Annotated in this window: 18 protein-coding genes and 1 CRISPR repeat array; of the genes, 5 read left to right on the top strand and 13 right to left on the bottom strand. The window is 55.9% G+C overall.

What is annotated here, in order from left to right:
* Nucleotides 1-93: 93 nt before the first annotated feature.
* Both AZH53_RS10450 and AZH53_RS10445 read left to right on the top strand, forming a co-directional pair.
* Complete coding sequence (locus tag AZH53_RS10450; RefSeq protein WP_319643465.1) at nucleotides 94-981, top strand: hypothetical protein; 888 nt, start codon at nucleotides 94-96, stop codon at nucleotides 979-981.
* 65 nt (nucleotides 982-1046) lie between these two features.
* Entirely contained in the window at nucleotides 1047-1754 is a 708-nt protein-coding gene (locus AZH53_RS10445; RefSeq protein ID WP_319643464.1) for a PHP domain-containing protein, read from the top strand.
* A gap of 109 nt (nucleotides 1755-1863) precedes the next feature.
* On the opposite strand, the gene AZH53_RS10440 is transcribed toward AZH53_RS10445, so the two are convergent.
* Together AZH53_RS10440 and AZH53_RS10435 are read right to left on the bottom strand one after the other, a co-directional pair.
* Nucleotides 1864-3714 (bottom strand): PAS domain-containing protein, encoded by a 1851-nt coding sequence (locus AZH53_RS10440; RefSeq protein ID WP_319643463.1) that lies wholly within the window; start codon nucleotides 3712-3714, stop codon nucleotides 1864-1866.
* Between the two features lie 185 nt (nucleotides 3715-3899).
* On the bottom strand, nucleotides 3900-5138 hold the full coding sequence (locus tag AZH53_RS10435) for a hypothetical protein (RefSeq protein ID WP_319643462.1): 1239 nt from the start codon (nucleotides 5136-5138) through the stop codon (nucleotides 3900-3902).
* Nucleotides 5139-5354: 216 nt separating this feature from the next.
* On the opposite strand from AZH53_RS10435, the gene AZH53_RS10430 reads away from it, so the two are divergent.
* Nucleotides 5355-6536, top strand: coding sequence for an aminotransferase-like domain-containing protein (locus AZH53_RS10430; protein ID WP_319643461.1), 1182 nt, complete (start codon nucleotides 5355-5357; stop codon nucleotides 6534-6536).
* A gap of 143 nt (nucleotides 6537-6679) precedes the next feature.
* Nucleotides 6680-7300, top strand: a complete 621-nt coding sequence (gene hxlB / locus AZH53_RS10425; RefSeq protein WP_319643460.1) for a 6-phospho-3-hexuloisomerase — start codon at nucleotides 6680-6682, stop codon at nucleotides 7298-7300.
* A gap of 801 nt (nucleotides 7301-8101) precedes the next feature.
* Nucleotides 8102-13491: direct repeats of the CRISPR family, unit length 32 nt; unit sequence ATTTCAATCCACACACCCGCGAGGGGTGTGAC.
* A 263-nt stretch (nucleotides 13492-13754) separates the two neighbouring features.
* Here the strand turns inward: hxlB and cas2 are convergent.
* From cas2 to AZH53_RS10375, 10 genes are all read right to left on the bottom strand, one after another.
* Nucleotides 13755-14045, bottom strand: coding sequence for a CRISPR-associated endonuclease Cas2 (gene cas2, locus AZH53_RS10420; RefSeq protein WP_319643459.1), 291 nt, complete (start codon nucleotides 14043-14045; stop codon nucleotides 13755-13757).
* A 9-nt stretch (nucleotides 14046-14054) separates the two neighbouring features.
* A complete protein-coding gene (cas1c, locus tag AZH53_RS10415; RefSeq protein ID WP_319643458.1) occupies nucleotides 14055-15086 on the bottom strand; it encodes a type I-C CRISPR-associated endonuclease Cas1c in 1032 nt (343 codons plus the stop codon).
* A 53-nt stretch (nucleotides 15087-15139) separates the two neighbouring features.
* Entirely contained in the window at nucleotides 15140-15826 is a 687-nt protein-coding gene (gene cas4, locus AZH53_RS10410) for a CRISPR-associated protein Cas4 (protein ID WP_319643457.1), read from the bottom strand.
* Nucleotides 15823-16674 (bottom strand): type I-C CRISPR-associated protein Cas7/Csd2, encoded by an 852-nt coding sequence (cas7c, locus tag AZH53_RS10405; RefSeq protein WP_319643456.1) that lies wholly within the window; start codon nucleotides 16672-16674, stop codon nucleotides 15823-15825. The genes cas4 and cas7c overlap by 4 nt, the downstream gene beginning before the upstream one ends.
* 2 nt (nucleotides 16675-16676) lie before the next feature.
* Nucleotides 16677-18572, bottom strand: coding sequence for a type I-C CRISPR-associated protein Cas8c/Csd1 (gene cas8c, locus AZH53_RS10400; RefSeq protein ID WP_319643455.1), 1896 nt, complete (start codon nucleotides 18570-18572; stop codon nucleotides 16677-16679).
* On the bottom strand, nucleotides 18569-19222 hold the full coding sequence (gene cas5c / locus AZH53_RS10395; RefSeq protein ID WP_319643454.1) for a type I-C CRISPR-associated protein Cas5c: 654 nt from the start codon (nucleotides 19220-19222) through the stop codon (nucleotides 18569-18571). The genes cas8c and cas5c overlap by 4 nt, the downstream gene beginning before the upstream one ends.
* 31 nt (nucleotides 19223-19253) lie before the next feature.
* On the bottom strand, nucleotides 19254-21443 hold the full coding sequence (cas3, locus tag AZH53_RS10390) for a CRISPR-associated helicase Cas3' (protein ID WP_319643453.1): 2190 nt from the start codon (nucleotides 21441-21443) through the stop codon (nucleotides 19254-19256).
* Nucleotides 21444-21588: 145 nt separating this feature from the next.
* Nucleotides 21589-22644, bottom strand: coding sequence for a DUF4435 domain-containing protein (locus tag AZH53_RS10385; RefSeq protein ID WP_319643452.1), 1056 nt, complete (start codon nucleotides 22642-22644; stop codon nucleotides 21589-21591).
* Complete coding sequence (locus AZH53_RS10380) at nucleotides 22634-24355, bottom strand: AAA family ATPase (protein ID WP_319643451.1); 1722 nt, start codon at nucleotides 24353-24355, stop codon at nucleotides 22634-22636. The genes AZH53_RS10385 and AZH53_RS10380 overlap by 11 nt, the downstream gene beginning before the upstream one ends.
* A gap of 27 nt (nucleotides 24356-24382) precedes the next feature.
* Nucleotides 24383-24601, bottom strand: a complete 219-nt coding sequence (locus tag AZH53_RS10375; RefSeq protein ID WP_319643450.1) for a hypothetical protein — start codon at nucleotides 24599-24601, stop codon at nucleotides 24383-24385.
* Between AZH53_RS10375 and dinB the strand changes: the two genes are divergently transcribed.
* Nucleotides 24584-25690 (top strand): DNA polymerase IV, encoded by a 1107-nt coding sequence (dinB, locus tag AZH53_RS10370; protein WP_319643449.1) that lies wholly within the window; start codon nucleotides 24584-24586, stop codon nucleotides 25688-25690. The two genes, AZH53_RS10375 and dinB, sit on opposite strands and share 18 nt — an antisense overlap.
* Nucleotides 25691-25827: 137 nt before the next feature.
* On the opposite strand, the gene AZH53_RS10365 is transcribed toward dinB, so the two are convergent.
* Complete coding sequence (locus AZH53_RS10365) at nucleotides 25828-26670, bottom strand: hypothetical protein (RefSeq protein ID WP_319643448.1); 843 nt, start codon at nucleotides 26668-26670, stop codon at nucleotides 25828-25830.
* Nucleotides 26671-26689 lie beyond the last annotated feature (19 nt).

Raw genomic sequence — 26689 nt, 5'->3', positions numbered from 1 at the left:
TTTTGCATATACGCGTTTCAATGCGACAGAGGTAATGGAACCTCAAATTTGCATGAAAGCGGCAAATTCAATTCACAAAGCCTGGGAGAGAGGATGGGCATCGGACTATATTCAGCACCGAACCATGATCACCAGTACAGCATTCCATCATTGGTACATTTGAATCACAGTACCCCTTTGGAGTGTTATCTTTATTTCAGTAACCAGATACCAGATACAACCGAATTTTTCGTTTTTGTTTTAGTGGATTTCCGGCAGGTTCCTTTTGAATTTGAGGGAGATGATGCCAATATATTGTTTAATGCATCCGTAGATCCCTATGAAGAGAAATTTTTCAGCATTACTGTGTCCAATCTGACAAGAGGGAAACACGATATGGCAATTATACTGGCTATGGAACCGAATAACCATTCAATGGATCCATCTTTCCGACTCAGCACGGATCTATCATCAGTACGGGGCATCAGATTGAATCTGATTGTTGACAATGATACCCATTACAATATTGAGTACGACAATTCCACAAATCCGCTCTTTAAACAATGTAGTTCTGATTATCCTCTGAATGATGGATTGCTGATGACAAAAGAGGCCTGTTCGAAAAAATTATGGTACACCGAAACCGGGATCCCGGGTGAAAACATTCCATATTGGATTAACTGTGCGGCTGGAGACGATTATCTCAATAAGTTTGCCATCATCACCTTTATGGATTATCAACAGGTTCCAATCAATACCAATTCATCGCAATATGCGATATTTGGAAATCTGTCTCCGGGGGAGAAAATAGCCATCCCTTCAAGCATCATGGTTCCAAATGAAACAGGGTTCCATGAATTCATGGCGGTCTGGATTCCCTTACCATTCGAGTATCACGATTACCCCTCAGGCAGTTATGAATATTGCACACAGGATAAGGGGTTGGCATCAAGTGTACGAATTGGGTTGAACGTGTCCCGATTGCCAAATGTTGTATATTGACAATATATTCTGTATATACAAAATATCGAATAACCATATTTAATCACGGAATAACTATACATGCAATGACACCCCCCGGCCGCCTCTGTCTCGACATGCACGTCCACTCCCACTACTCGTCCGACGCCTCCACGAACCCGCGGACGATTGCGGAAGGGTGGCACACGTACGGCATCCTCCCCATCGTCTGCGACCACAACAGCATCAGGGGAGCCGAGGCCACCTACCGCCTCATCCGGGAGCGCTCCCCCGGCATCCCCGCCATCCTCGCCGAGGAGATCCTCACCGCCGAGGGTGAGATCATCGGCCTCTTCCTCAATGAAGAGATCCCGCCTCATCTCCCTGCGGCGGAGACGCTGGATCTGATCGCCGATCAGGGCGCCATATCCATCGTTCCCCACCCGTTCTGCACCTACCGCTCGACCGCCATCCGCCGCGACACGCTGGAAGAGCTCGGCCACCGCATCGACATCGTCGAAGGGTACAACGCCCGCAACGTGACCCGGCAGGCGAATGTCGAGGCGCTCCGATTCGCGGCGGAGCGGGGCAAACCCGTCTCGGTCGGCTCCGACGCCCACACCCCCTTCGAGCTCTGCTCCTCGTACGCCATCCTCGAACCGTTCGACTCGCCCGCCGGTCTCATCCGCAGTCTTCGCACCGCAGAATTCCGGTACCGCAAGGTCCACCCCTCCCTTCACCGCATCTCAAAACGCATCCGGGCGGAGAGGGACGCCGCACCACGGAAACGAACAATCCCCGTCGTTCACCTCTGAAACATCCGCATCGCAGGGGGGCGGCCATCATGCGGCCCTGCCATTGTGTTCGCGTACTGTCTGCGGGGGAACAAAAACAGCGTCTTATATTCGGTGATGATACGGCCTTTCACCGGTCGGCCGACGATAGCGGAACCGGCATCTCCTCCACCGCTTCGACGATCACCTGCGTCGCATTGTGATGGTGGAAGATGGTCGGCAGGCCGTAGACGATCACATCGACCGGAATGCCGTCCTTCCGGAAGATCTTCTCGTGCATCGGGGGGAGAGCATTTCCATCCTCATAGGACGACTGCACCCGCTCCCGGACGGCATCGATATAGGCGGGATGGATGAGGTCGTCCAGCAGTACCCCCACCAGATCATCCTGATTATACCCGAAGAACTGCCGCAGCGCCGGATTCGCGTAGACCATCCTCCCCTCTGCATGGATGCCGATCATGCTCTTCGACCGGTCGAGGAGGTCGATGTAGCGCTCCTCGGCGAGGAGGAGGGACTCGAGCGCCTTTCTGTGATGGATCATAATCGCCGCCTGATGAACGATCGTCTCGATGAGCGAGGGATTGCCCGGCTCCTGTGCCCGTTCGGTGATGAGGAGAACGGTCCCCAGCATCTCCCCGCCCGAATAGATCCCCATCGTCGAAAGAGAAATCCCCTTCATCTTCCTGAGGCCCATGGCAAGCTGCCTTCCGCCCGAACCCGCAAGGAACCTGCAGTAATCCCCACCGGTACACTCGGTGACATGCGGCGGTGAGAAGGGGAGAAGCGCCCCCTTCGTGCAGTGCATCCCGAGAAGCTCCGCGTCGCGGAGATATTCATAGACGGAATCGTCCTGCCATTTTCTCCCCCGGCGCACCGCCTCGATGGTATAGAGCCCTTCGTTGTACGAGAAGAGAACGATGGCGGAGTTCTGTGCCGCCCATGAGAGGGAGTCGGCGGTATACCGGAAGATGTTCTCCCCCTCCCCGAGCATGATGAGCCCGGTCGCCGACTCGGTGAGGATGGTCATCTCCTTCATGAGCTCCTGCTGCGCCTGCTGGATGCGTTTGGTCGCGGTGATGTCCCGTCCCACCGACTGGTACTCGATGATGCTGCCCGATGCATCGAAGATCCCGCGGTTGCTCCACTGGTGCCATGCCTCGCTCCCGTCGGGCATGATGACGGGGTTGTCCACGGTGACCACCGGGTTGTCCGGCGTGATCGCCGAGAAGTCCCGCAGGACGCGTCCCAGGTACTCCTTCGGTATCTGTGGGGGGAAGATCGTCCCGGCAACGGTCTGGGGGTCGAGCCCGAAGGCACGGCAGTAGGCCTGATTGGCAAAGACGATGGTGTGATCCGGCAGATACCGGATGATAAATTCAGTCTGGTCCTCCACCACGGCACGGTAGAGCTCCTCACTTCGTTCAAGCCGTTTCTGGCAGAGGCGTTTCTTCGTGATATCCTCGAAGAGAAGGGTGGTCCCGTTCTTCCCGTTCTCGAGCACCGCCCCTATCACCTTGGCGCGGAAGATGTGCACGTCACCCTCCGAGACGATCTCGATCTCCTTTGCAAAGGTCTCCCCGGACGCCCCACCGATGTTCGCCGCGATCTCATCGTCGACGAGGCTGAAACAGAGCTCGGCGAGGGGGCGCCCGAGCACATCCCGCCGTCTGAGCCCCTCGAGGTCGAGGAAGGCATCGTTTGCGAAGGTGATCACCCGGTCATCGTCGAGGACGAGGAGACAGTCCGATGTGAGGGAGAGCATCTCGGAGAGCGGGAGGCGGTTCGAGAGAAAATAGAGTTTGGCGGTGCAGACCTTCTTCATCTCCACCTCTCCCGAGGTGAGCATGATATCGAGATACTTGGCGACGGAGTTCCGGTTCGTCTGGAGGCTCTTCGAGAGATCGGTGATACTCATCCCACGCGGGTGGGACCTGAGCGTCCGCTTGATCTTCTCCATCTCAGGAACATACTGCTGCACCGTACATCACTGTCCTTTTATGATCTATTCCGGACATTTGCCATGAATATTCGGTTGGGTAAAATGTGCAGGGGGAAACTATAAGTGCAAAATATTCGCGCAATACTGCTGAATTTCGCAATAAATAGTTTACGGTACCTGGGCACGCCGCACCCGTGCGGATGCCCGAAAGAAAAGAAAAAAAATTATTCGGAGGTGGTCTCCGCCTCATCCGGCTGTTCGGAGGTTTCGGCATTTCCTCTTTCTTCAGATGTTGAAGCCTCGTCTGCCGGCGGTTCAGTCATAATATTCCTGTTCCGGGTACCGATGAGATAACCGCCGGCTGCAACTGCGATGACGAGGATCACGAGGCCGAATATCCATCCGAAGGAGATTCCCTGCGGGCCCTGCTCCGTCGGGAAGGGCGTGCCGCGGGGGACCGGTGTCTCCGTCGCGTCGGTCGGGACGTGCGTCATCGAGGTCGTCGCCCCCGTCGCGGTCGGGCCGGTCGTCACCGGGGTCGCGGTGTCACCCGGCGTCGACGTTCCCGTAGGCGCCGTCGTCGGCACGGCCGAGGCCGTGGGAGAGGCGGTCGCTCCGGCGGTGGCCGTTGCCGTCGGCGTCGCGGTCGTGGCAGCCGTGGTCGGCGCAGCCGTCGGTTCCGCCGTATCCGTTGCCGTCGGCGTCACCGTCGGGGTCATCGTCACGGTCGGCGACGGGATGCCAGCGGGAAGGGTGCCGCCCGGCGTCGGGATCTTCGTGTACGTCGGGGTTGCATACCAGAACGACGTCGCCGTCGGGGTCGGCGTCGGCGCGATATACGTCGGCGTCGGCGTGTAGATGTGCGCAACCGTCGGCGTAAAGAGCGGAATATACGTAAACTCCTTCACCGCAAACGAGACGTCATACGCCGTCCCGTCCGTATCGGTGAAGAGCCCCGCGGACCATTTCGGGGTCACCGTCCATGTTCCCGCGACCGGCAGGTACTCCCCCGGAATATGATACACGAGGGAGACCGGATCCCCGGACGGGCAGATGAGGGCGTCCCCGCCGTTCGCATCGAAGATCACCCCGACCTCACCGTCGCACTCCGGGTTGACCCGCCCGGCTTCGCTGTCGGATTCATCCGCGTCCGGCAGGAAATAATAGGAACCGGACGGGCCTGCGAAGGACATCGTGCAGCCACTGGTGTCGACGAAGAGGCTGGCACCGTCGATGTAGGCAAGGGTCAGGGTCACCGTCAGGTCATCGCCCTCATAGACCGTGGACGAGCCCCCGTCGTTCCAGACCGTCAGGGCCGAGACATGGAGCGTCGTGCCGGTCTTGTCATAGACGCCGGGACCGGCATCGGCGGCCACCTGGGTCTGGGCCGCCACGCCCGTACAGAGCAGTCCGCAGAGGAGAAGCAGGCAGACCGCCGATGTATAGCAAATGGGATATTTCATGAACACACCACATACCATCAGATCACCACACCATGATGTGATGGATGTACAATATTCATTTATAGCTTTATATAGGATTTTTTAATTTAATTGACCTGCATTTCCCATTGAGGGCGATATATTTCCTCAAACAGGGCAAAATGGAACAAATCATCATGGATTCGGGGGGTGCCGCAGATTTTTCGTTTCCGGCGACCAACAATTCCACTGATTGACATGTCCTTTCAGTTTGCCCACCGGATGGGGGCCGTCCCCGAATCGTTTCTGGACACGCTCTTTGCGGTCTCATCCGACCCTTCGATCATCTCGTTTGCAGGCGGCCTTCCCTCGTCGGAGCTCATCGATGTCGAGGGTATCGCCGAGGCGACCGCCGGCGTGATGGCAGACGACGGCAGGTCCGCCCTCCAGTACTCCACCTGCGACGGGTACCTCCCGCTCCGGGAATGGATCGCCGAGCGCTACTCCCGGCGCCTCGGGATAGCCGCCCGCCCGGAGGACGTTCGCATCGTCAACGGGTCCCAGCAGTGCCTCGACCTCGTCGCGAAGATCTTCTGCAACCCCGGGGACGTCATCGGGATGGAACGCCCCGGCTACCTCGGCGCCGTCGAGGCGTTCTCCATCTACGAGCCCGCCATCTGCGGTGTTCCCCTCGCTCCGGAAGGCGGCCCTGAGATCGGTGCATTCACCCGTCTGCTTGCAGAGAAGAACCCCGTCTTCTTCTACGGCATCCCGAACTTCCAGAACCCATCCGGGACGTCCTACCCGGAGGCGGTGCGCCGGGAGGTCGGCACCCTCTGCCGTGAGCACGGCGTGCCCTTCTACGAGGACGACGCCTTCGGCGAACTCGCCTTCGACGGCCGCCCCCGGATGCCGGTGAAACGGTGGGCGAAGGAGTACGGCATCGTGAGCGGATCGTTTTCGAAGACCGTCGCGCCCGGAATGCGGATAGGATGGCTGTGGGCGCCGGAGGAGATCATCCGGGCGTTCGATATCGCCAAGCAGGCGGCCGACCTCCACTCGAACCACCTCTCCCAGATGATCATGCACCGGTACCTGACGACCCACGACTACGATGCCCACCTCGCGACCGTGCGCCGCACCTATGCGGCAAACTGCCGCCTGATGAGCGATCTCCTCGACGACCTCCTCCCGGACTGGACCCACACCCGCCCCGAGGGGGGCATGTTCATGACGGCGGAGCTGCCGGCGGGCGTCTCCTCGATGGCGCTCTTCGAAGAGGGCCTCCGGGAGCGGGTCGCGGTCATGCCCGGCGGACCCTTCTTTGCCGGTGGCGGCGGGGACGACTGCATCCGCCTGAACATCTCCACCGTGGGCGGGGAGGAGATCAGGGAAGGCATGGACCGCCTCGTCCGGGCGGCCCGCACGCTTTCCTCGTAAACGGCCGATACGGGGCGGTTGGGACCACCTGTCCCCGCATCGCCGCACTGCACGGGCCATCCCCGTTCTCCCCGTGAATACGGACCTTCCGGGGGAACCAACCCTTTTTTACCAGAAGAAATGTACCTCTCACTACTGATCACATGGCCGAATACTACAGCTTACAGGAACTGATGCGGATGATTGCAAAGGCGGTGGAGGCGATCGCCGACACGGTCTCGGACCAGGAGGCACGAGAGTTCGTGGGGGAGGTCCTGATGGCGAAGCGGATCTACGTCACCGGTGCGGGCAGGTCCGGGCTGATGGCCAAGGCCTTTGCGATGCGGCTGATGCACCTCGGGTTCGAGAGCTATGTCGTCGGAGAGACGATCACGCCCGCGATGCACGACGACGACCTGCTGGTCGCATTCTCCGGGTCCGGCGAAACCCGCTCCATCGCGGACATCTGCCGGACGGCGCAGACCGTCGGCGGCACGGTGGCGCTCATCACCACCAATCCCGATTCGACGGTGGCGCAGGTCGCCGACCTCCTCGTCGTCCTCAACAGCAATCCCTATGATATCGGTGGCCTCCCGACGGAGTTCGGGATCCGCCAGCTCACGGGCGAGCACCGTAGCGACGCCGGGTACACTCCCAAAGCCCCCATCGGCTCCATCTACGAAACGGCGGCGGGCGTCTTCGCCGACTCGGTCATCATCGCCCTGATGCAGATCAGGCACTGCGGGATGGACGAGGTCATCCGGCGGTACGCGAATATTCAGTAAATGAGTGAGATACGGTATACTTCTGTAAACAGAGGATCCATTCTCACAAACAATATTATGGCACCATTTCCTTTATTTAAAAATTCAATGAATTCTGAATAAAAAATTGGAAGGAATACAAATTCACTCTTGTTCGCAGGCGTTGCTATGAAGTGCTCTTTGGAAAACACTGTGCCTTTATCAAGTATTTCAATCCACACAACCAACAAGGTTGTCAGTCTACACAACCTCAAGGGGTGTGACCCCCTCAGAGAGTGTAAATCGTGACGGGAACCCGATTTCAATCCACACACCCGATTATGGGTGTGACTTTGCGCCAATTTGAATTCTGGACCTGTCTAATATTTCAATCCACGCACCCATGAAGAGTGCGACAACCTTGCGGGATAATTGTCCTATAAGATGCCATTTCAATTCACACACCCAAGTAAGGTGTGACTCACGAAACCGGGACTCAACCTACCTTGACAACCTATTTCAATCCATACATTCCAGAGGTGACTGAGGAACTCGACCTTCGGAATGTTCCGGTGGTCATTTCAATCCACATACCAATGAATGGTGTGACTCCGGGCGAACGTCTCCGCTCCGAACTTCGCGAAATTTCAACCCACACACCCACGAAGGGTGTGACCACCGGGATGAGGACCTGGGCAGGGTAGACCTTCTTATTTCAATCCACACACCCGCGGGAGGTGTGACCAAGTCCCACAAAGATGATCAGAGGCGGTTCCATATTTCAATCCACACGCCCATCAAGGGAATGACTTCTATCCTGTATCTTGACTATCTCACAGGTAATATTTCAATCCACACACCCGCGAGGGGTGTGACCCCCTTCGCCTTGCGCCGGCTCTGGGCGATCTGGTTATTTCAATCCACACACCCGCGAGGGGTGTGACACCGACCGACGCCGACAGTTATGGTCCCGGCGTATTTCAATCCACACACCCGCGAGGGGTGTGACGCAGATCCGGCGCCGGCAACTCCGGCCGCTGATATTTCAATCCACACACCCGCGAGGGGTGTGACGATATAAACTTCACCTTTATTCTGAGAGGATCGGAATTTCAATCCACACACCCGCGAGGGGTGTGACATTTCTTTCCGTTCCCCGAAGTGAGGTGCATCAAGATTTCAATCCACACACCCGCGAGGGGTGTGACTAGTGCCTGACAGAGAAGACGCATTTAACTGGAATTTCAATCCACACACCCGCGAGGGGTGTGACTCGGTGATATCGAAATCTTCGACGTTGCCAACAGTATTTCAATCCACACACCCGCGAGGGGTGTGACCGGAGACCCCCTTGACCTGACAGGGCGAACAGTATTTCAATCCACACACCCGCGAGGGGTGTGACGTATAAGATCGAGGCCCCCCATCCGGTCTACACCATATTTCAATCCACACACCCGCGAGGGGTGTGACGACATATACGACACCTACACGCCCGAAGAATCGGAATTTCAATCCACACACCCGCGAGGGGTGTGACGCAGTCTGGCATAGTGGGAGTCAATGGTATCATAATTTCAATCCACACACCCGCGAGGGGTGTGACCTGGGCATTTGTTTACTCCATGACCCTCCATAGATTTCAATCCACACACCCGCGAGGGGTGTGACGAGGGTGTCGAGCCGCTCGAGGAACGGATAAAGATTTCAATCCACACACCCGCGAGGGGTGTGACGCGAGCGTTCGCCGGTCGCGGAGAATCTCGGCGTATTTCAATCCACACACCCGCGAGGGGTGTGACGGCCGCGTTCACGGACTTTTTGTGGCGGGCATTCACATTTCAATCCACACACCCGCGAGGGGTGTGACCCGATTTCGTGGATTATTGCGCCGAGAAGGATATATTTCAATCCACACACCCGCGAGGGGTGTGACGGGCGGGCCACTCATTCACTCACCTTTCACCCGTATTTCAATCCACACACCCGCGAGGGGTGTGACCAGGCGCCGCCCTGTCCTCCTCTGTCCAGGAACTATTTCAATCCACACACCCGCGAGGGGTGTGACGCAAAAGCTCCTGTATATCCTCTTAATTCTGGATATTTCAATCCACACACCCGCGAGGGGTGTGACCAATGAATCGTGGCATCACTGAACACCCCATATTATTTCAATCCACACACCCGCGAGGGGTGTGACGACCGAAGTCCGCTACGCCATCGCCCTCCTCAATATTTCAATCCACACACCCGCGAGGGGTGTGACTAGCTGTCCACATTATCAGGAATGTATAGCAAGGGATTTCAATCCACACACCCGCGAGGGGTGTGACTCTATAGCTTAAATATAGCTTTCGGTTATATGGTATTTCAATCCACACACCCGCGAGGGGTGTGACGCCCTGCCGAAAGTTCCGCACCCTCGTCCGTGGATTTCAATCCACACACCCGCGAGGGGTGTGACTGTTATGATAGAGGCATGCGGGGAATATGCAGAAATTTCAATCCACACACCCGCGAGGGGTGTGACTGCCCTGGCTATACCAGTGCCCAAAGCCAGGCACATTTCAATCCACACACCCGCGAGGGGTGTGACGTTCCGACAACATATAGCAGCCCTTGATGAACAAATTTCAATCCACACACCCGCGAGGGGTGTGACGGGGGCTGCGCCGACGTTCCGACCGCCTCTGCTATTTCAATCCACACACCCGCGAGGGGTGTGACTGAGACGGGATGATCTTCCGTCCAGCTCATATTATTTCAATCCACACACCCGCGAGGGGTGTGACCTTAAGTGGTTTGCAGATCGTGGGTACCCGAACGATTTCAATCCACACACCCGCGAGGGGTGTGACGTGTATGGAAGGACAAGCCGAGGACGATGATCCAATTTCAATCCACACACCCGCGAGGGGTGTGACGTTGGCTTTTGAGTAGTCTGTGCGGCCCTGTAGATTTCAATCCACACACCCGCGAGGGGTGTGACATGCGTGGAGCGGTGAAGGTGGACTCCTGGAACAATTTCAATCCACACACCCGCGAGGGGTGTGACGCCAACAATTTATATGCAAAGTGGTGATTACCTGGGCTATTTCAATCCACACACCCGCGAGGGGTGTGACGCCGGAGTCGCTGAAGGTTATTACGGGGCAAATTATATTTCAATCCACACACCCGCGAGGGGTGTGACTGCGCATGTGATGAGTGCAAAGCGTGTTGCGAAAGATTTCAATCCACACACCCGCGAGGGGTGTGACGCCAATAATGGCCATGCAGATAATTAGGGACACAAAATTTCAATCCACACACCCGCGAGGGGTGTGACTACTAAGCTCGGAAAAGCAGACCCGTAAACAGATATTTCAATCCACACACCCGCGAGGGGTGTGACAACCCCAATGGATGTGTTGGGACCCGGACTGTCGTATTTCAATCCACACACCCGCGAGGGGTGTGACCCTCATGGAAACGCATATGTAAGGCGCTCCTACGATTTCAATCCACACACCCGCGAGGGGTGTGACCTGTTTTGTTGGCATCCGCACCCGTGAGAGCCTATTTCAATCCACACACCCGCGAGGGGTGTGACTCTGGGGACTCAAGAGAGGTCAACCTCCATGCGGATTTCAATCCACACACCCGCGAGGGGTGTGACCGTCCTCGTAGGTGCTGCGGACGGTCACGCGGTTATTTCAATCCACACACCCGCGAGGGGTGTGACGATTCTGATTATAATAAAAATGGTGTGACGATAATTTCAATCCACACACCCGCGAGGGGTGTGACTTTGTTGTTTGTGAGCTTGAAACGAACTACCCTATTTCAATCCACACACCCGCGAGGGGTGTGACGATGATCTCTCCCGGGTTGTAGTCGTCGGCGAGATTTCAATCCACACACCCGCGAGGGGTGTGACCTTCGCCAGCGCCCCGACCTGTCGCCGTTTGGCATTTCAATCCACACACCCGCGAGGGGTGTGACGGAATCGGGACGTGTCGGATCTGGTTAAAGGACGTATTTCAATCCACACACCCGCGAGGGGTGTGACGTCACCTCCTTGATGATCTGGTCACGTTTCAGGAGATTTCAATCCACACACCCGCGAGGGGTGTGACTTGTTCACGAGGGTCCACGGGCCGGTCGATTCCTCTTTATTTCAATCCACACACCCGCGAGGGGTGTGACGAGCGCCGATTACAGAACGCCCGGGAGCACATGATTTCAATCCACACACCCGCGAGGGGTGTGACTTGTGTCCTGGCTCGGTGTTAGAGTGAGCGATAATATTTCAATCCACACACCCGCGAGGGGTGTGACCAGCATCGGGCAGATCTGTCGCCGGAAGTTCTTATTTCAATCCACACACCCGCGAGGGGTGTGACTTTTCCATCTCTCCGGTCCTGGGGGTTCATGATATTTCAATCCACACACCCGCGAGGGGTGTGACTCTTCAGGGGATTTCCCGTTCTCCTTGGCGTATTATTTCAATCCACACACCCGCGAGGGGTGTGACTTTAGCAGATATGTGGTAGGAGAGGATGTCAAGTATTTCAATCCACACACCCGCGAGGGGTGTGACCATCTACTCTTGCTCGATGTTGGGCGATAACTAATTTCAATCCACACACCCGCGAGGGGTGTGACTTCAGACATTGACATTCTCCCCCTGCTTTTTTGTATTTCAATCCACACACCCGCGAGGGGTGTGACTGCGTCCGGTCGCGTCCGAGATACTTTGCCAGTTTCGATTTCAATCCACACACCCGCGAGGGGTGTGACGCCGTTGGCGTTGGCCAAATTTTCACCATTGATGATTTCAATCCACACACCCGCGAGGGGTGTGACGGGGAATTTGAACATACCTTTGTTCCCCAGGTTATTTCAATCCACACACCCGCGAGGGGTGTGACCGTAAAGCTCGTCCATGCGCTGGCCAACATACTCCTATTTCAATCCACACACCCGCGAGGGGTGTGACGGCAAAAGCTCCTGTATATCCTCTTAATTCTGGATATTTCAATCCACACACCCGCGAGGGGTGTGACACCTCATCAATTAGCCGGCCATCATCCCCTATACATTTCAATCCACACACCCGCGAGGGGTGTGACCTTGTCCATCTCGGCGGTGATCCCTTTCAGGGCGATTTCAATCCACACACCCGCGAGGGGTGTGACATTTTTTTGCTAGCTACGGCTAATCATGTACCTATGATTTCAATCCACACACCCGCGAGGGGTGTGACCGGCGGCGAGTTCGTCGGATGGTTCGATATCGTTATTTCAATCCACACACCCGCGAGGGGTGTGACCGTAGCCGGTGATCGTGCCTGCGGTGTCGTGGAATTTCAATCCACACACCCGCGAGGGGTGTGACCCGTTGATCTGGAGTTTCATCACGCACCTCCATCATTTCAATCCACACACCCGCGAGGGGTGTGACTCCGATAGGTTGGGGTTGTCGTCGAGGGTAAAATGATTTCAATCCACACACCCGCGAGGGGTGTGACGGCGTTGCCGCCCTTCATGTGAGCGAGGAGCAGATTTCAATCCACACACCCGCGAGGGGTGTGACTATAAGGATGATACCACACAACACCACCTAGAAAATTTCAATCCACACACCCGCGAGGGGTGTGACCAGGTTCTACCAGAACTGCCTCGGCTACTACAAGATTTCAATCCACACACCCGCGAGGGGTGTGACCCGGCAGGGGATCTCCTTATCACTGGCAAAACGATTTCAATCCACACACCCGCGAGGGGTGTGACTCTCCGTTCCCGGGGCTAAGCAGTTTATGACGATATTTCAATCCACACACCCGCGAGGGGTGTGACTGTCAAACCGATAGAAGAGAGGGATGCAACTCTATTTCAATCCACACACCCGCGAGGGGTGTGACAAATGGGGGGCTTCTCATGAGCGAGCGGTACATCATTTCAATCCACACACCCGCGAGGGGTGTGACGCCTGTGACACTCATCGCCGACGCACTCGGAGAATTTCAATCCACACACCCGCGAGGGGTGTGACGCCTGGAAACGCCCAGATTGCCCCCCAAATGGAATTTCAATCCACACACCCGCGAGGGGTGTGACACCTCGTTTTTGTTCGCTTTCAGCGTCTTTGTGTATTTCAATCCACACACCCGCGAGGGGTGTGACACAGATCCGGTGCGGTATCGACCCGGACGAATGGATTTCAATCCACACACCCGCGAGGGGTGTGACTGCAACCTATTCGGAACGTGAGATAACCGAATCAGGCTATTACAATGTCTTATTCCCTGCACATATATCATATTTTGTTGAGATTCCAAGGCTGGAGAAAAATTCATTGGAATAAATAATATTGTGTGATTTTTAATATCGGGATGGCAAACATTACGCGATTCCCATTCGAAGGCACGATTCTCCAAAAGGATTAAAATGGATAACGTGAAGTTCTCCGCGAACCTCCTTGCAATTTCATGGCCGCTTCAGGTTCGCAGAGCTCAAATCAATAGGAATCCTTCCGGGTCATACCCTTCCTTGGTACCATAGTGCTCCACCCTGTTCTGCCAGTTTTTCCCCAGGTAATAAAATCGAAGACTGTCCTTCTTCTCGTCGATGATTTCGCACAACGCATGTTTAAGGTTTGCAAACTGCGCAGGGTCGACCAGGCACTCAAAGACCGAGTTCTGCACCCGCTGTCCGTAGTTCATGCAGACTTTTGCAACCTTCCTCAGCCTCTTCCTTCCTTCATCCGTTTCGGTATTTACATCGTAGGTAACCAAAACCATCATAATAATCCCTCAATTCATGAAAAACGGCGGGTATCCGTCAATATCCCCTCGCAGATAGCGGGCCAGAAGCATTGCCTGAACATAGGGAACCAATCCCACAGGAATCTTTTCCTTGAGATAGGGGTGCGTGATCTGGTCCTGCTTTCTCTTCTGCCATGCTCCAAGGACCGCCTTTCTCCCCTCATCGGTCATGATCACGGCACCATTTTCTTTCTTGTAAAAATCCTTCCCGGCGAGCTGCCTCAGATTGACGAGATTCAGCGCTAAGCGATCGGCCAGGAATGGCCTCAGTTCCTCCATCAGGTCAAGGGCAAGGCTCGCCCTTCCTGGCCGGTCCGTATGGAAAAATCCAACATACGGGTCAAGCCCGACCGTCTCCAGGGCAGATTCGACGTCATGGGCAAGGAGGGTGTAGAGGAAAGAGAGAAGGGCATTCATGTTATCGAGCGGTGGCCTCCTGTTCCTCTGGTACAAATAGAAGTCCTCTTTTTGCAGAAGGATCAGTTCATCCAGAACATCGAAATAGTATTTTGCACAGTTACCCTCAATTCCCCTTAAGGTATCGGGATCCATGCAACCTTCTATTTTCAAAAGATTCTCAATCAGAAGGTCGTCGGCACCACGAATCCTGTTGCAGTTGATGCTCTCACCATGATCGCGGATGCTGCGCCCAAGGACAGTCCGGCAGTTGACAATTTTCCCGACGATGAACGCCCGTGCAATATCCAGTGAATCCTCCCGGTTATCGGCTCTTCGATACTGAGTTCTCCGGAGAAGTACATTCCCCCTGACTCTGCCATTCACTCGTGCCAGAAATTTTCCGGATGGCGAGAGAAAAGAGAGGCCGACATTGTTATCGGTGCACAGCCGCATCAACTGCGGACTTGCCCCCATGTAACCAAAGCAGACAATTCCTTCGAGGGTATGGACAGGGATGCGGAATGCGTTCTTCCCATCGATCTTCACAATAACATTCTCTCCCTCCCGTGTCAGATAAGAATCGGGGGTTGTAACATACAGCGTATTGAGGAGCTTTCGCATATCATCACCCTCAAATAATTCTCATAATATCTACAGCCATGCTCAGCAACTCCTCAATAATCGGTAATAGCAGCGTCATTCACATGCTTCTGGATATACCGGTCAACCGCCTGCTTCTTTTTGGTCAATTTCGGAAAACATACATTGACCAGTGAACAGGAGCGGCAATTTCTGGATGGATCTGCCATCGGCGTGATTCCTCTCTCGAATAAATCATGCATTTCGTCAGCAAGTGCCCGAACGGTATTTCGCAGTTCATCCGTGATACTGAGATGAACCCGCCTGCGTATCTCGTGATAATAGAAATCTGCAGATGTAATGGTTACGCCATACATCTCTTCGAGGCACATCACCTGAGCACACAGCTGCACCTCATCGCACTCGTCAATCTTCGGCTTTCCCCGTTTATACTCAACTGGATTCAACCTCCAGAGCCCCTCGTGATCTGGAAGGGATATGCCCTCTAAAGACCGGATGTACTCGATCACATCAGCAACCCCGGAAAATCCGAGCGTATAAGATACGAGGGGAAATGCACGCGAAACAACAGTATCGCCTCTCGTTTCGAAGAAGAACGGGTCATCCACTCTCGTATGAATGAAATGTCCTTCAGCAGTACGGAGGTTGTCCTCCCATTGCCGCTCGATATGTATCAGTGCCCATTGGCGGCGGCAAAATGAAAAATGCTGTATGCCGGACAACGCTAGCAGGTCGTCATCGGCATATCTGCGCCGCCTCATAACTTCTCAATCATCTCGACGCCTTCAGGAATATCCTCAGAAATCGTGACACTATAGTCCTTGAACGACCGGGCAGGAAGATCCTTTGAGAGACGTTCTATGTTCACCTTGTCAAAGAGGATGTGCGACTGGCAGCGGCCGAGTTCGTTGTCATGTTTGAAGACGATCAGTTTTCTCGCAGACATCTTCCCGCGTGCCGCGGAATGGTCATGCTCGAACATATTGACGAGGCTCTCCCAGAAGAGGTCCAGGTCCTCCTCGGAAAGCCCGGTCGTCTTCTTTGCAAGATGGGGGGAGACATACCCCTCTGCCCGGTACAGTGCATACGGGATCACCTGTTTCTTCCCCATCGTCTGGCCTTTTTCGGCATCCTTTTCATTTGCCACCGCAAGGCGGGTGACGGTGATCTCCTGCTGGTAGATGGGATCCTGGCTTCGGGCAAAATTGATCTGAACGGGGCCCCGTACCTGTCCGCAGTTCACCTCCGTCGCCATTACCGCACCAAAGGCCCGGATATCAAAGAAATTCCGGCACATGAATTTTGTCAGTTCATCGTCCTTGGGTTTCTTCTTGGAGGGTTCAATGCCGAGATAATCATACGCCTTCTTGTGCTGGTCATTGAGAACAGCGCCCGACTTCACATAGATGTCGTAACCCGCCTCTTCGTTTTTCACCAGGTCGACATAGTCACGCACCTTGCGTTTCAGGCAGACATCGGTTACGATGCCATGCCCGGTCTGGGGGTCCACCCGCGGCATGTTCCCCATATCCGGGTCACCGTTCGGATTTCCGTTCTCGACATCGAACAACAAGACAAATTCATACCGGTTTTTGATAATTTCACTCATTTTTACTCCTCCTCGACTGCTTTTTCGTTCTTCTTACTGTAGTTGGCCTTGCGCTGGTGGTAATAGCCAAGCATGAACATCCCCTGCTCTTCCAGCGTCAGATATTCGGGAAACGCATCAACTCCCGAAAGGATCTCCTCGATCGACTGGGTCGTTTTAAATCCCCAGTCAGACTTTGCAATATGGTGCTGTGCCAGTTTCAGGAGAACCGGATATACCACGGCGGGTGTCGTCGACGCACTGCTGAAATATTTGCTGGTGATCGTGCTGCCCATATTCTTGTTCGTCTCGCTCTGCACCTTCTCGAGGACGGCAAAGAGCCTTCCCAGACGGTAGGGCACATCAGGGTTTTCTTCATTCAATTTCACGGAAATCAGTTCCTCCTTCAGGGGTGATGAGCCGGATCTGCTCTGCCTCAGCAGGTAAGCCTTGATGAATCCGGCCCGTGCATAATTAATCGACCGCTCAACTTTCACACGACTTAGAATCGCACTGTACATCTGCACCGGATAGCCCGTTCCGTTCAGAATTGACCGCATCAGGAGCCCGCCGAGGATAGGCGATGCTTCCTTGCGATCCGCACTTTTCGGACTCGTCTCTTTCAGTAATTGATAAGGTGTGACGAATGGCGATCCGAAATCGTCCCGGATAATCTCCATATCGAGATAATGCCGTGCAATCTTTTCGATGAACTCTCCAAAGATATCGACATACCAGAACCGCACGGCTAGTCTCGCATTGTTCGGTGCAAGGCCCAGAATGAAGAATTTCGTATCAGCATCCGTGCCGAGATCGTCACGGTTCAGATGCCTTCCTCTCCGGACCTTGTTGAGGATATCTCCCATCTGTCGGATGGTTTTCGCATCCCGGATGCGGGAATCATCTTCCCCTTCCGTGATGCCGTTTTCATTCTCCTTCCCCTTCGGAGGATTGAAAAAGAATCCTGCAAGGTCCTCACAGGATGAATTGCTCGTTTCAGCCCAGTAAACCACAGTAGAATCTCCAATGCGAATCCGGTTCCTCTCTGAAGCAAGCATATGGTTCAGGGTCGTGGTGTACTTGAACATCGAGAGGGTTCCGACCGGGGAATTGTAACTCTGCCCCTTCCCATAGGACTCGAACGCATCCGCGTTGAAGCTGACAAGACTTGCCCCGGAACTCTGGGCACCGGTGACCCCTTTGATCTTCTGATGCAACCGGGCCACCGGCTCAGCGTTTCCAGTCACCAGGCATTGGGATATCTGTTCATCTTTGGCAGATTCTCGTGCATAATGACTTTCCCAGAGAGCCCGTATGGCAGGTATTTTATGTAGATAAGCCCCTTCACATTCAAAGATCACATTTCCTCCGGTGAAAATGTCATCCTTGTAATCCTGAATTTTTGGATGATCCAGGGCTGTTTCAGGATTCCATGCATCCAGAAACGTGAGCAGGGATGCGACCGCAGGGATATTTGTGCCATCAAGAATCTCGTGATGAAGTCCTTTGAATGCCTGAAAGCGGTCTTCGGAAGGCCCATGTACAAGAAGTGTTCCTTTCTCATTCTCTTCCAGCACAGTACAGCCGGAGGGGTTTTCACCATTCGCCGCGGATGGATATTTCTTCTGGAAATCGGCCTTTTTCAGCCATTCAACGCCGAGAACATACTTCGCATTGTCACAGAGGAAATATGGTGGAGGGTTTTTCCCCGAGCGGCTCTCCTGCATCGGGACATCCATCAGCTGGAAGCGTAATCTGGCATCATCGCTTCCGAGGGCAACGATATTGTTCAATTCACCTTCCGGTGAAAGAACAAAAACAAAAGAGACTTTTGCATTGCTGGAACCGTATTCTGATATTTCAACGGCGGGATCGTCCTTGAGAATGTCGTAGTACCGGCACAAGGACTGAATGATCAAGAGACACCTCCATATGCCAGACACCTCTCCAAATCGATGACACCGTCAACCATATTCGCCCGGAAGAATATGGCCTTCATGTCATCCGCAAAATCAATGTCATAGAGCATGAAGCCGAGATCCTTCTCCCCGCCGTTTTTCCCGGTATAGTACGACCCCGGAATCTCTCCCTCGACAAACTCGAAGTTCACCGGAAATTCCCGGCAGCCAAAATACGGGTGGTGGAAACATTGCCCCTTCCTCATTCGGCGAAGGGCGACATTGTAGTGCTTCTCCGGAGTGTCGTCGGGACCCGCCTCCTTTGTCATCTCAAAGTGCGCCTCAATGCAGTAGCACACATCGCGGAGGACAAGGGATGCGCGCTGCACCCGGTCATCATTCGGGTCAAGGTGCAGTGACACTTCCCCGCCTTTGAGCGCGCTCTTAACATTTGAAGCGGGAATTTTGCTGTTGACTTCGTTTCTCCGGATATTATCAAATTTTATCGGATTCAGGACATGTATCCGGTCAATTTTCCATGAAATGGCAGGTTTCCAGTATATCGCTTCAAGAATGCCCCGTGCAGCCGACGGGGTCATGACGTCATAGCTGACCCGCTCGACCTTCATCTCGGGCCGGGTAAAGCAGGCATAGTCCCCCCATACTTTCAATCTAATTCCAAAACCTATGGCAATCACCTCCCTAGATAATCAATAATAAATTTTCAGCATCGTTATATTTTTTGTTCAATAATCCAACTGACTCAGAATACGATTCCATGCAATTCTTCAGCACGTAGTACTTCTCAGCGATCAGTTCCACCGCCCCTTCCCGCTCCATCTCCCTGAACTCATTCGGATAGACATTGACCGAATATCCTTGAAGTCTCCGGGCAAATCTTCCGGGAAAACCTTCGCGACGAACCCGCTCGATGATGTCCCGTGCCTGTGCATCATAGAGGATGACTACGTCCCGCGTATTATCCTCGATAAACGAAAACGAGGTCCCGACATCCTCAAATGGAAATTCCATTTTCCTACCCAACTCTTCAATCATGGGAAGAATCCTCTTCTTGTCAAGCTCAGAACCCTCGTAAAAATAGAGCTTCCTGAAATATTCCCCAATGGCGGGCAGGGCCATCGGATCTTCAAAGTCCCGGCAGACCATCTCCCCGATCTCAGCCACCCTCCTCTGCCAGGGAGTCGCCTTTCCATAAGATTCGGACGATTGAAAGACGAATACCTCCCCCATTTCTCGTTTCCCTTCCCGGTTACATCGTCCGGCCGCCTGACATATCGAATCAGCCCCGGTCATTGCCCGGTACACCACGGGAAAGTCGATATCAACTCCCGCCTCAATGAGCTGCGTCGATACCACCCTGCAGTCCAGTCCTGCCAAAAGCGATTGTCTGATTGCATCGAGTTGCTTTCGGCGATGCACCGGGCACATCCGTGCGCTCAGATGATAGCAGTTCCCGCTCCCCGATATCCGGTCGAACAGCTCCTGAGCATGCCTGCGGGTGTTCACGATGCAGAGAACCTGCTTCTGCTCCATCAGCCTGGCAGAAAGGTCATCATCATCAAGCAAACCGACGCTCTTCACCGACACTCGTCTGAACTCCTCATAGAGCGAATCAGGAGAGTCCATGATCTCGACAGGACGGATGTTCTCATCCAGAAGATCAGCAAGTTTCGGCTGGGTCGCAGTACAGATGACCACCGTCGCCCCGTAGTTTACCACCAGCTCGGTCAGGGCTGCAAGGCACGGCTTCAGGTATCCGGTCGGGAGCATCTGCGCCTCATCCAAAATGATCACGCTCTTGGCGAGGTTGTGCAGTTTGCGGCAGCGGGAAGGCTTGTGCGAAAAGAGAGACTCGAAAAACTGGACATTCGTCGTCACGGTAATCGGGATGTCCCAGTTTTCCGATGAGAGACTAAGCGTTTCCGCAACGGTTTCGGGAATCGGATCCTTGTCCGCCCGGTCGCCCGTTGGATCGAAATTGCTGTGATGCTCGAGGACATTCTCAGCCCCGAAGATCTTCCTGAACACTTCCGCGTTTTGTTCGATGATGCTCGTGTAAGGTATCACATAGAATATTCTCTTCAGATCGTGCCGCTCCAGATGAGAGAGAGCAAATGCCATCGAGGAGAGCGTCTTGCCGCCCCCCGTCGGGACAGTGAGGGTGAAAAAACCGGTGGGAAAGTATGCCTTCTCCCTGCATTGCCGATAGATTTCCTGACGACGTACGTTTATCGCAGTCTCATCCGCTTTTGCCGTAATACCCTCCATGTGTGTATCAAATTTCTTAATGAGAACATCGAAGGACTCCGACTCTCCCCTGAGAGTTGCCTTTGCAGGATCGACAAAATGTTCGGTATCAAGGAAGTCGGCATCGACAAGGCATGAGTAGAGCATTCGGATGTAGAACGAGAGGGGAAATCCCATCCCACTGTCAGATGGAGTCAGGGGAGGACTTAAGCCATCCAAGGAAGGAATTTCAATCTCGTCTCGGTATGCAGAATAGTCCGCAAGAAAATTTTTCTTCAGGCGTTTTTCCAGCCCAGAAGAAGGGTTGCCAAAATTCTCCATCCCGCCATGATGGCCGGTGATGATGTATTCAAGAATCCTGCTTTGTGCCGGATGATAGGAAGCCCTTGCCTCGATTGCACCGGCGGTCGCATGATCTACCCTGACAGACGCTCCTTCCAGACGACGTTGAAACTCAGGAGAATATTTGCCCAGATCATGCAACAGCCCACCGGCATACCCGAAGGCAGAAGATTCAAAGTCATCCGCAAATTGTGATGCCAAAACTGCAACATTTTCCAGATGATCTTTCAGAGGCTGCCAGGTGGTTTTATCGGAATGTTCGGATGTGTGCGCATAATACATGGGAGTTTTGCACCTCTGAAAATCTGATATTCTTTGGATAATTTCCAGTGAATATGAATGATAGAGTGTGCGTGCCGAAAGTGTTTCCCATGAAAAAATATTAGAAAAGTTAGATCATCAATCAATTCGGGATGAAAGAATCAGGTCACACCGACGGCCCGCCCCCGCTCCGCCGCCCGCCGGAATGACCGCCCTTTCTCCCGCTTTTCTTCCCCACCTGATTGTAGACCGACCTTACAAAGAGCGCCTCGACCCCCTTCCCGAAGACCGTCTCCTCCCAGGCACGGATGCGGTCGCAGAGGTCGGTGCGGGCGAAGTACTCCGCCCGGTAATAGCTTCTCAGGAGGGCCTCGAGGTCGCGTCCCCGCAGTTCTCCGCCGGACCTCGGGGGATAGCGGTAGGAGAGGTCACGCAGGAGGATGCAGATCAGGTCGTGACCCCGGCAGATGTGCCACGGATACTCAAAGTAGTACCCCGCCGACCCCCCCATCTCCTCGCGCAGCGCCTCGATGAATGCATCGCCGCGGTCGCCGTTCTTCTCGACGATCAGTCCGACGAGGGAGGAGAGGTTGCACTCGAGCGTCTCCGCGTCGATGAACCGGGCAAAGTTGTCCCGCTTCTTGCAGTTGATGTGCTTGAAGGTGATGTTGAGGCCGCGGCGGTTGTTGACGAGGATGGCAAAGCCGAGGTACCGGGCCGCCTTCGTGAGCGAGTGGCGCAGGTCGGCCCCCCGGAGATCCCCCTGCACCCGCTGGGAAAAGGACTGTTGGATCGCGCCCGCCGCCACATGCTCGATGACCCGGTCGAGGGCGGGCGAGGCGATGAGCATCGTCTCGAGGTCGTGGGTATCGGTGATGAAGAGGTTTTTGCCCTTGATGCCCGACCCGGTAAAGAGCGAGAAGTCGCTGTCGATGATCCCGATGATATGGGAGGCGTCCCCCTCGCCGCTCTGTGCGAGGATATCGGCGACGACGTCGCGGACGTTCTCCTTGGAATTTGCGATCCGCAGGATGGTTGAATCCCGGTTGAAGCACCGGTCGTAGACCTCGAGGTCATACGGCCCTTCGACGATGACGAAGACCTTGCCCCCGTTGCCGGGATAGTTCATCTCCATCTTCTCGACCGTCCCCCGGATCTCGTCCGGGTCCGCCCAGATCTCTTCCAGCCGGTAGCCGGCAAACCTGCGGTTCTTACCCTTCATCGTTCATGGTCCCGGAGAGGTCGATGGTGTGATCCCAGCTCGTGTGGATCAGCTGGGGGGAGTGGGTGGCGAGGATGAAGTCTGCGTCGGCGATACCGATGATCTCCCGGATGCACTCGAGGAACTGGCGCTGCCAGACGACATGGAGCGAGATCTCCGGCTCGTCGATGAGGACGAGGGTGCCGGGGTCCGTCTGGAAGATCAAATCGTAGTACATCACGAGCTGGTTCTGCTCTCCGGAGGAGAGCGATATGGGAGGCACGGGGGTGACGCCGCCGAAGCGGAGCAGAAACCCGCTCTCCACGTCCACCGTGAGGGTGATGTTGAGGAAGAGGTCGTTTATGATCTGCTGGAGGAGATCGATCTTCTTCTTCAGTGCCCCGAAGATCTGGTATTTCTCCCTTGAGTCGGCGATATAGAGGGCGATTGCCTGCTGCACCGCCGGGTTGTCCGGGATCATCTCCGTCCGGATCATCTCCTCCCCCTCGAGGCGTGTATAGGGCAGAAAGCCGAGAGTCTCGAACATCCTCCGCTCCTCCTGAAGGGCGAGAAGCGAGGGGCCGATATCCTCCGGCGGGAGGACCCCCGCCCCCGCCGCGAGTGAGGTGAGATAGCGGGCAGGATACGTGGCGTCGAGTTCCTGGGCGATGGAGGCGTAATCGGAGAGGAGGGCACGGATGCGCTTTTTGATGTCCTCGGCATAAGCCACGACCGTGGGTGCGTAGGAGCTCTCCTCACCGGACGGAAACGACCCCAGCAGGTCGCCGGGCATCCCCGCACCCGGCACCTTCTCGTACCAGAGGCGCTGCGCCGAGATGTACTTCACCGGAACCGGCGGGATGATCGCGGAGAGCGCCGCCGAGACCTCGTCCTCCCGGTACTCCCCGCCCTCGAGCGTGTAGGTACGGTCGACGCCACCCGCCCCGGTGTACCGGAAGTGGAGGTCCACCCGGAGGGGATAGCGGGTCACCTGCTCCTTTGCGATCGTGAGCCTGTCGGGTGCACCGCCGTCGCTCCCCTCCTCCCGGAGAAACTCGAGCTGCACCGCCTCGAAGGGGAGATCGCGGAGTTCGTCGACGTTGCCCATGAATATGGCCCGCAGGATCCGCAGCACCGTCGTCTTGCCGTACCCGTTCGGAGCGGTGATGATGGAGAGCGAGTCCTCCGGAAAGAGCGGGATGTCGTGGTCGAGCGCCCCGAAGAGGCCGTCCACCCGCACCCGGGCGAGGCGGATGACGTTTCGCCGCAGCGGTGCATTGCGGGTGAGGGAATCGACCAGAATTCCCAGCATCTCCCCGTCCGACCGGGCGTCGGTCAGGGGAAACTCCACCCAGCTCTTCGTGAACGTCTTCTTGACCGTCTCGATGAATCCGCCGTACCGCTCCTCGCTGCCGAGGAAGATGACGCACTCGTAATCGAGGAGCCCGTCATACTCGGCGTTCTCCCGGATGGTATCGAACTCGAGGCTGTAGGCCCCGAACTCATCGGTGGTGTGGTTTCTGACCTCCTGGTCAGGCAGGAGATACCCGTAGTTGGGGGAGAGGATCACCCAGTCCTCCGGGTAGTGGATGCGGGCGTACTGGGCGCAGCGCCGGGCGAACCGGCCCGTGAACGCGTCTTCTGCACGGACAGTGTCGGGAGGGTTTCTCCCGGGGACATCCCATATTTTCTCCTTGCCTGCCGGGGTCACGAGCAGGGTCTTGAGCGACATGGATACCTGATATTGGCGCCCCGGCGTTTATATATTGACGGTTGCGGAAAGGCCGGCCGCACAACCCGCAGCGGGAGCGGGGGGCGGGGGGGGGACAGACGCGATTGCAGTCTCCTGCCGGATGGTGCGAATGCCACTCATGATTGTGCCTTCCGGGACGACTCCGGTCACCTTCGCCCCCGTACAGCGACCTTTTTTACCGGGAAGGGCGACCTGAACCATACAGGCATGACAGCGGCACGGCATCAGCACATCGTTCTCCACGTCGACATGGACAGTTTCTTCGCCTCGGTGGAGGTGCGGGACGACCCGTCGCTCGCCGGGCGGCCCGTCGTCGTGGGCGCCGACCCGAAGGGAGGGGCCGGACGGGGAGTGGTCTGCACCTGCTCCTATGAGGCACGGGCGTACGGGATACGCTCGGCGATGCCGATCAGCCAGGCATATGTCCGCTGCCCCGATGCGGTCTATCTCCCCGTCCGTCACCGGCGGTACACGGAGGTCTCGGAGCGGGTGATGGCCATCCTCCGGCGGTACGCGAAGGGCGGCTTCCAGCAGGTGAGCGTCGACGAGGCCTATCTCGCGTGCACCGGGTGCACCTACGAAGAGGCGGCCGCGATCGGGGCGGCGATCCGGGACGAGGTCCGGACCAGGGAAGGCATCACCTGTTCGGTCGGCATCGGGCCGAACAAGACCATCGCCAAGATCGCCTCCGACGCCGACAAGCCGGACGGCATGACGGTCATCCCCCCGGAGCAGGCCCTCGCATTCCTCGCCCCCCTGCCGGTGAAGACGATGCCGGGCGTCGGGCCGAAGAGCATCCCCCGCCTCGCCCGGATGGGCATTGCAACCATCGGCGACCTCGCGGCAGCGGATGTGCAGGCACTCCGGTCCGCCTTCGGCAAGTGGGGCGTCATCATGCACGAACGGGCGAATGGCGCCGACGACCGGCCGGTCGCCCCGCGGGGGGAGCGGAAATCGATCGGGCGGGAACGCACCTTTGCCCGGGATACGACCGACCGGGAGGCAATCGCAGCCACCTTCGATTCGCTCCTTGACGACACCGTCCGCCGCCTTCGCGAGCACCATGCCCTCTGCCGGACCGTCACCGTCAAGGTGCGCTATACCGGGTTTGTAACAAAGAGCCGGGCACAGAGCCTCGACCACCCGACCCACGACGCCGCCATCCTCCGGGTCACTGCACGGGCGCTTCTCGAGGAACTCCTCACCGGCCAGCCCGTCCGCCTCGTCGGGGTGGCGCTCTCGTCACTTGAACCGGACGGGGGCGGGCAGACCCGCATCGATGATTTTCTGCAGGGCCCAATCACCGGGCCCTGATGGCGAATGTGGTGCAGAAAAAAGAATTGAAACTATTGAATATTGGAAAAAGGGTTGTGGTGTCGTATGGAGGACATACCTTCCCCTGTGTCCTCATGCAGATTGGATTCTCCCTGAATCTGTGGTCTCATGTGGTGTTATGATGCTGCGGTCTCGTTGTCCGGTGCGGGTTCATCAGCGGCCGTTTCATTCTCCTCTTCGGTCACGTCCCCGCCGAAGAAGAAGGACCTGAGCTGGTCCCAGAGCGAGCGCTTGCCCGTGTTCCAGGCCTTTTTGTTCTCGTTCATCACCTTGTTCATCGCCGGGCGGTCTTCGTTCGCCGTCGCGTTCATGAAGGTGCCGTTGTTCGCCGCGATGACGCCCAGCTGTTCTCCTGCGGTCGTGGTGTCATACCCTGATGCATTGAAGATGTCGATGATCTCCTCCCCGTACATCAGGCGGTTCTCATACCTGAGTTCAAGATACTCCGCATCGATGGCGGTGCAGTTCTCACGGAGCCGGTCCATCTCCATGGTGCCGTTTTCCGTGCCGTTTGCCCGGATGCAGTTGTTCAGGGACATCCGAAGCTGCTTCGTGAGCGCATTGTTCTTTGCCATCACGGAGGTCATCTGCCCCTGCTTACCGGATCCAAGCGCATTTCTGAGGGCGCCCTCCTGTCCGGTCAGCTGCGCAAGAACCGCCTCGGCCTTCGAGGTGTCATATCCCAAGGCATTCACTTCACCGATCAGCGCCTCCCCCCAGGCGACGCTGTCGTTGAACTGCTGCATCCTGAACTCGTTCGTCGCTGCACTGGCATTGCTGATCACCTGGCCGTCGGCCTGCCTGAGCGCCCCATTCCCGGACATCCCCTTGTCGAGCTTGTGATCGACGAGCTTGTCCGCCTGGGGACTGATCACATTCTTTGCCATCGCCGGTGCCACTGCGACCGCACAGAGGCAGAGGCAGAGAACGCATCCGATGACCAGTGTGGTTCGTTTCATTGCTGGTATACTCCTTTGG

The sequence above is a fragment of the Methanovulcanius yangii genome (assembly GCF_018687785.1).
GTDB lineage: Archaea > Halobacteriota > Methanomicrobia > Methanomicrobiales > Methanomicrobiaceae > Methanovulcanius > Methanovulcanius yangii.
The sequence above is the reverse complement of the archived record's forward strand: the minus strand, read 5'-3'. Positions and strand labels throughout refer to the sequence as shown.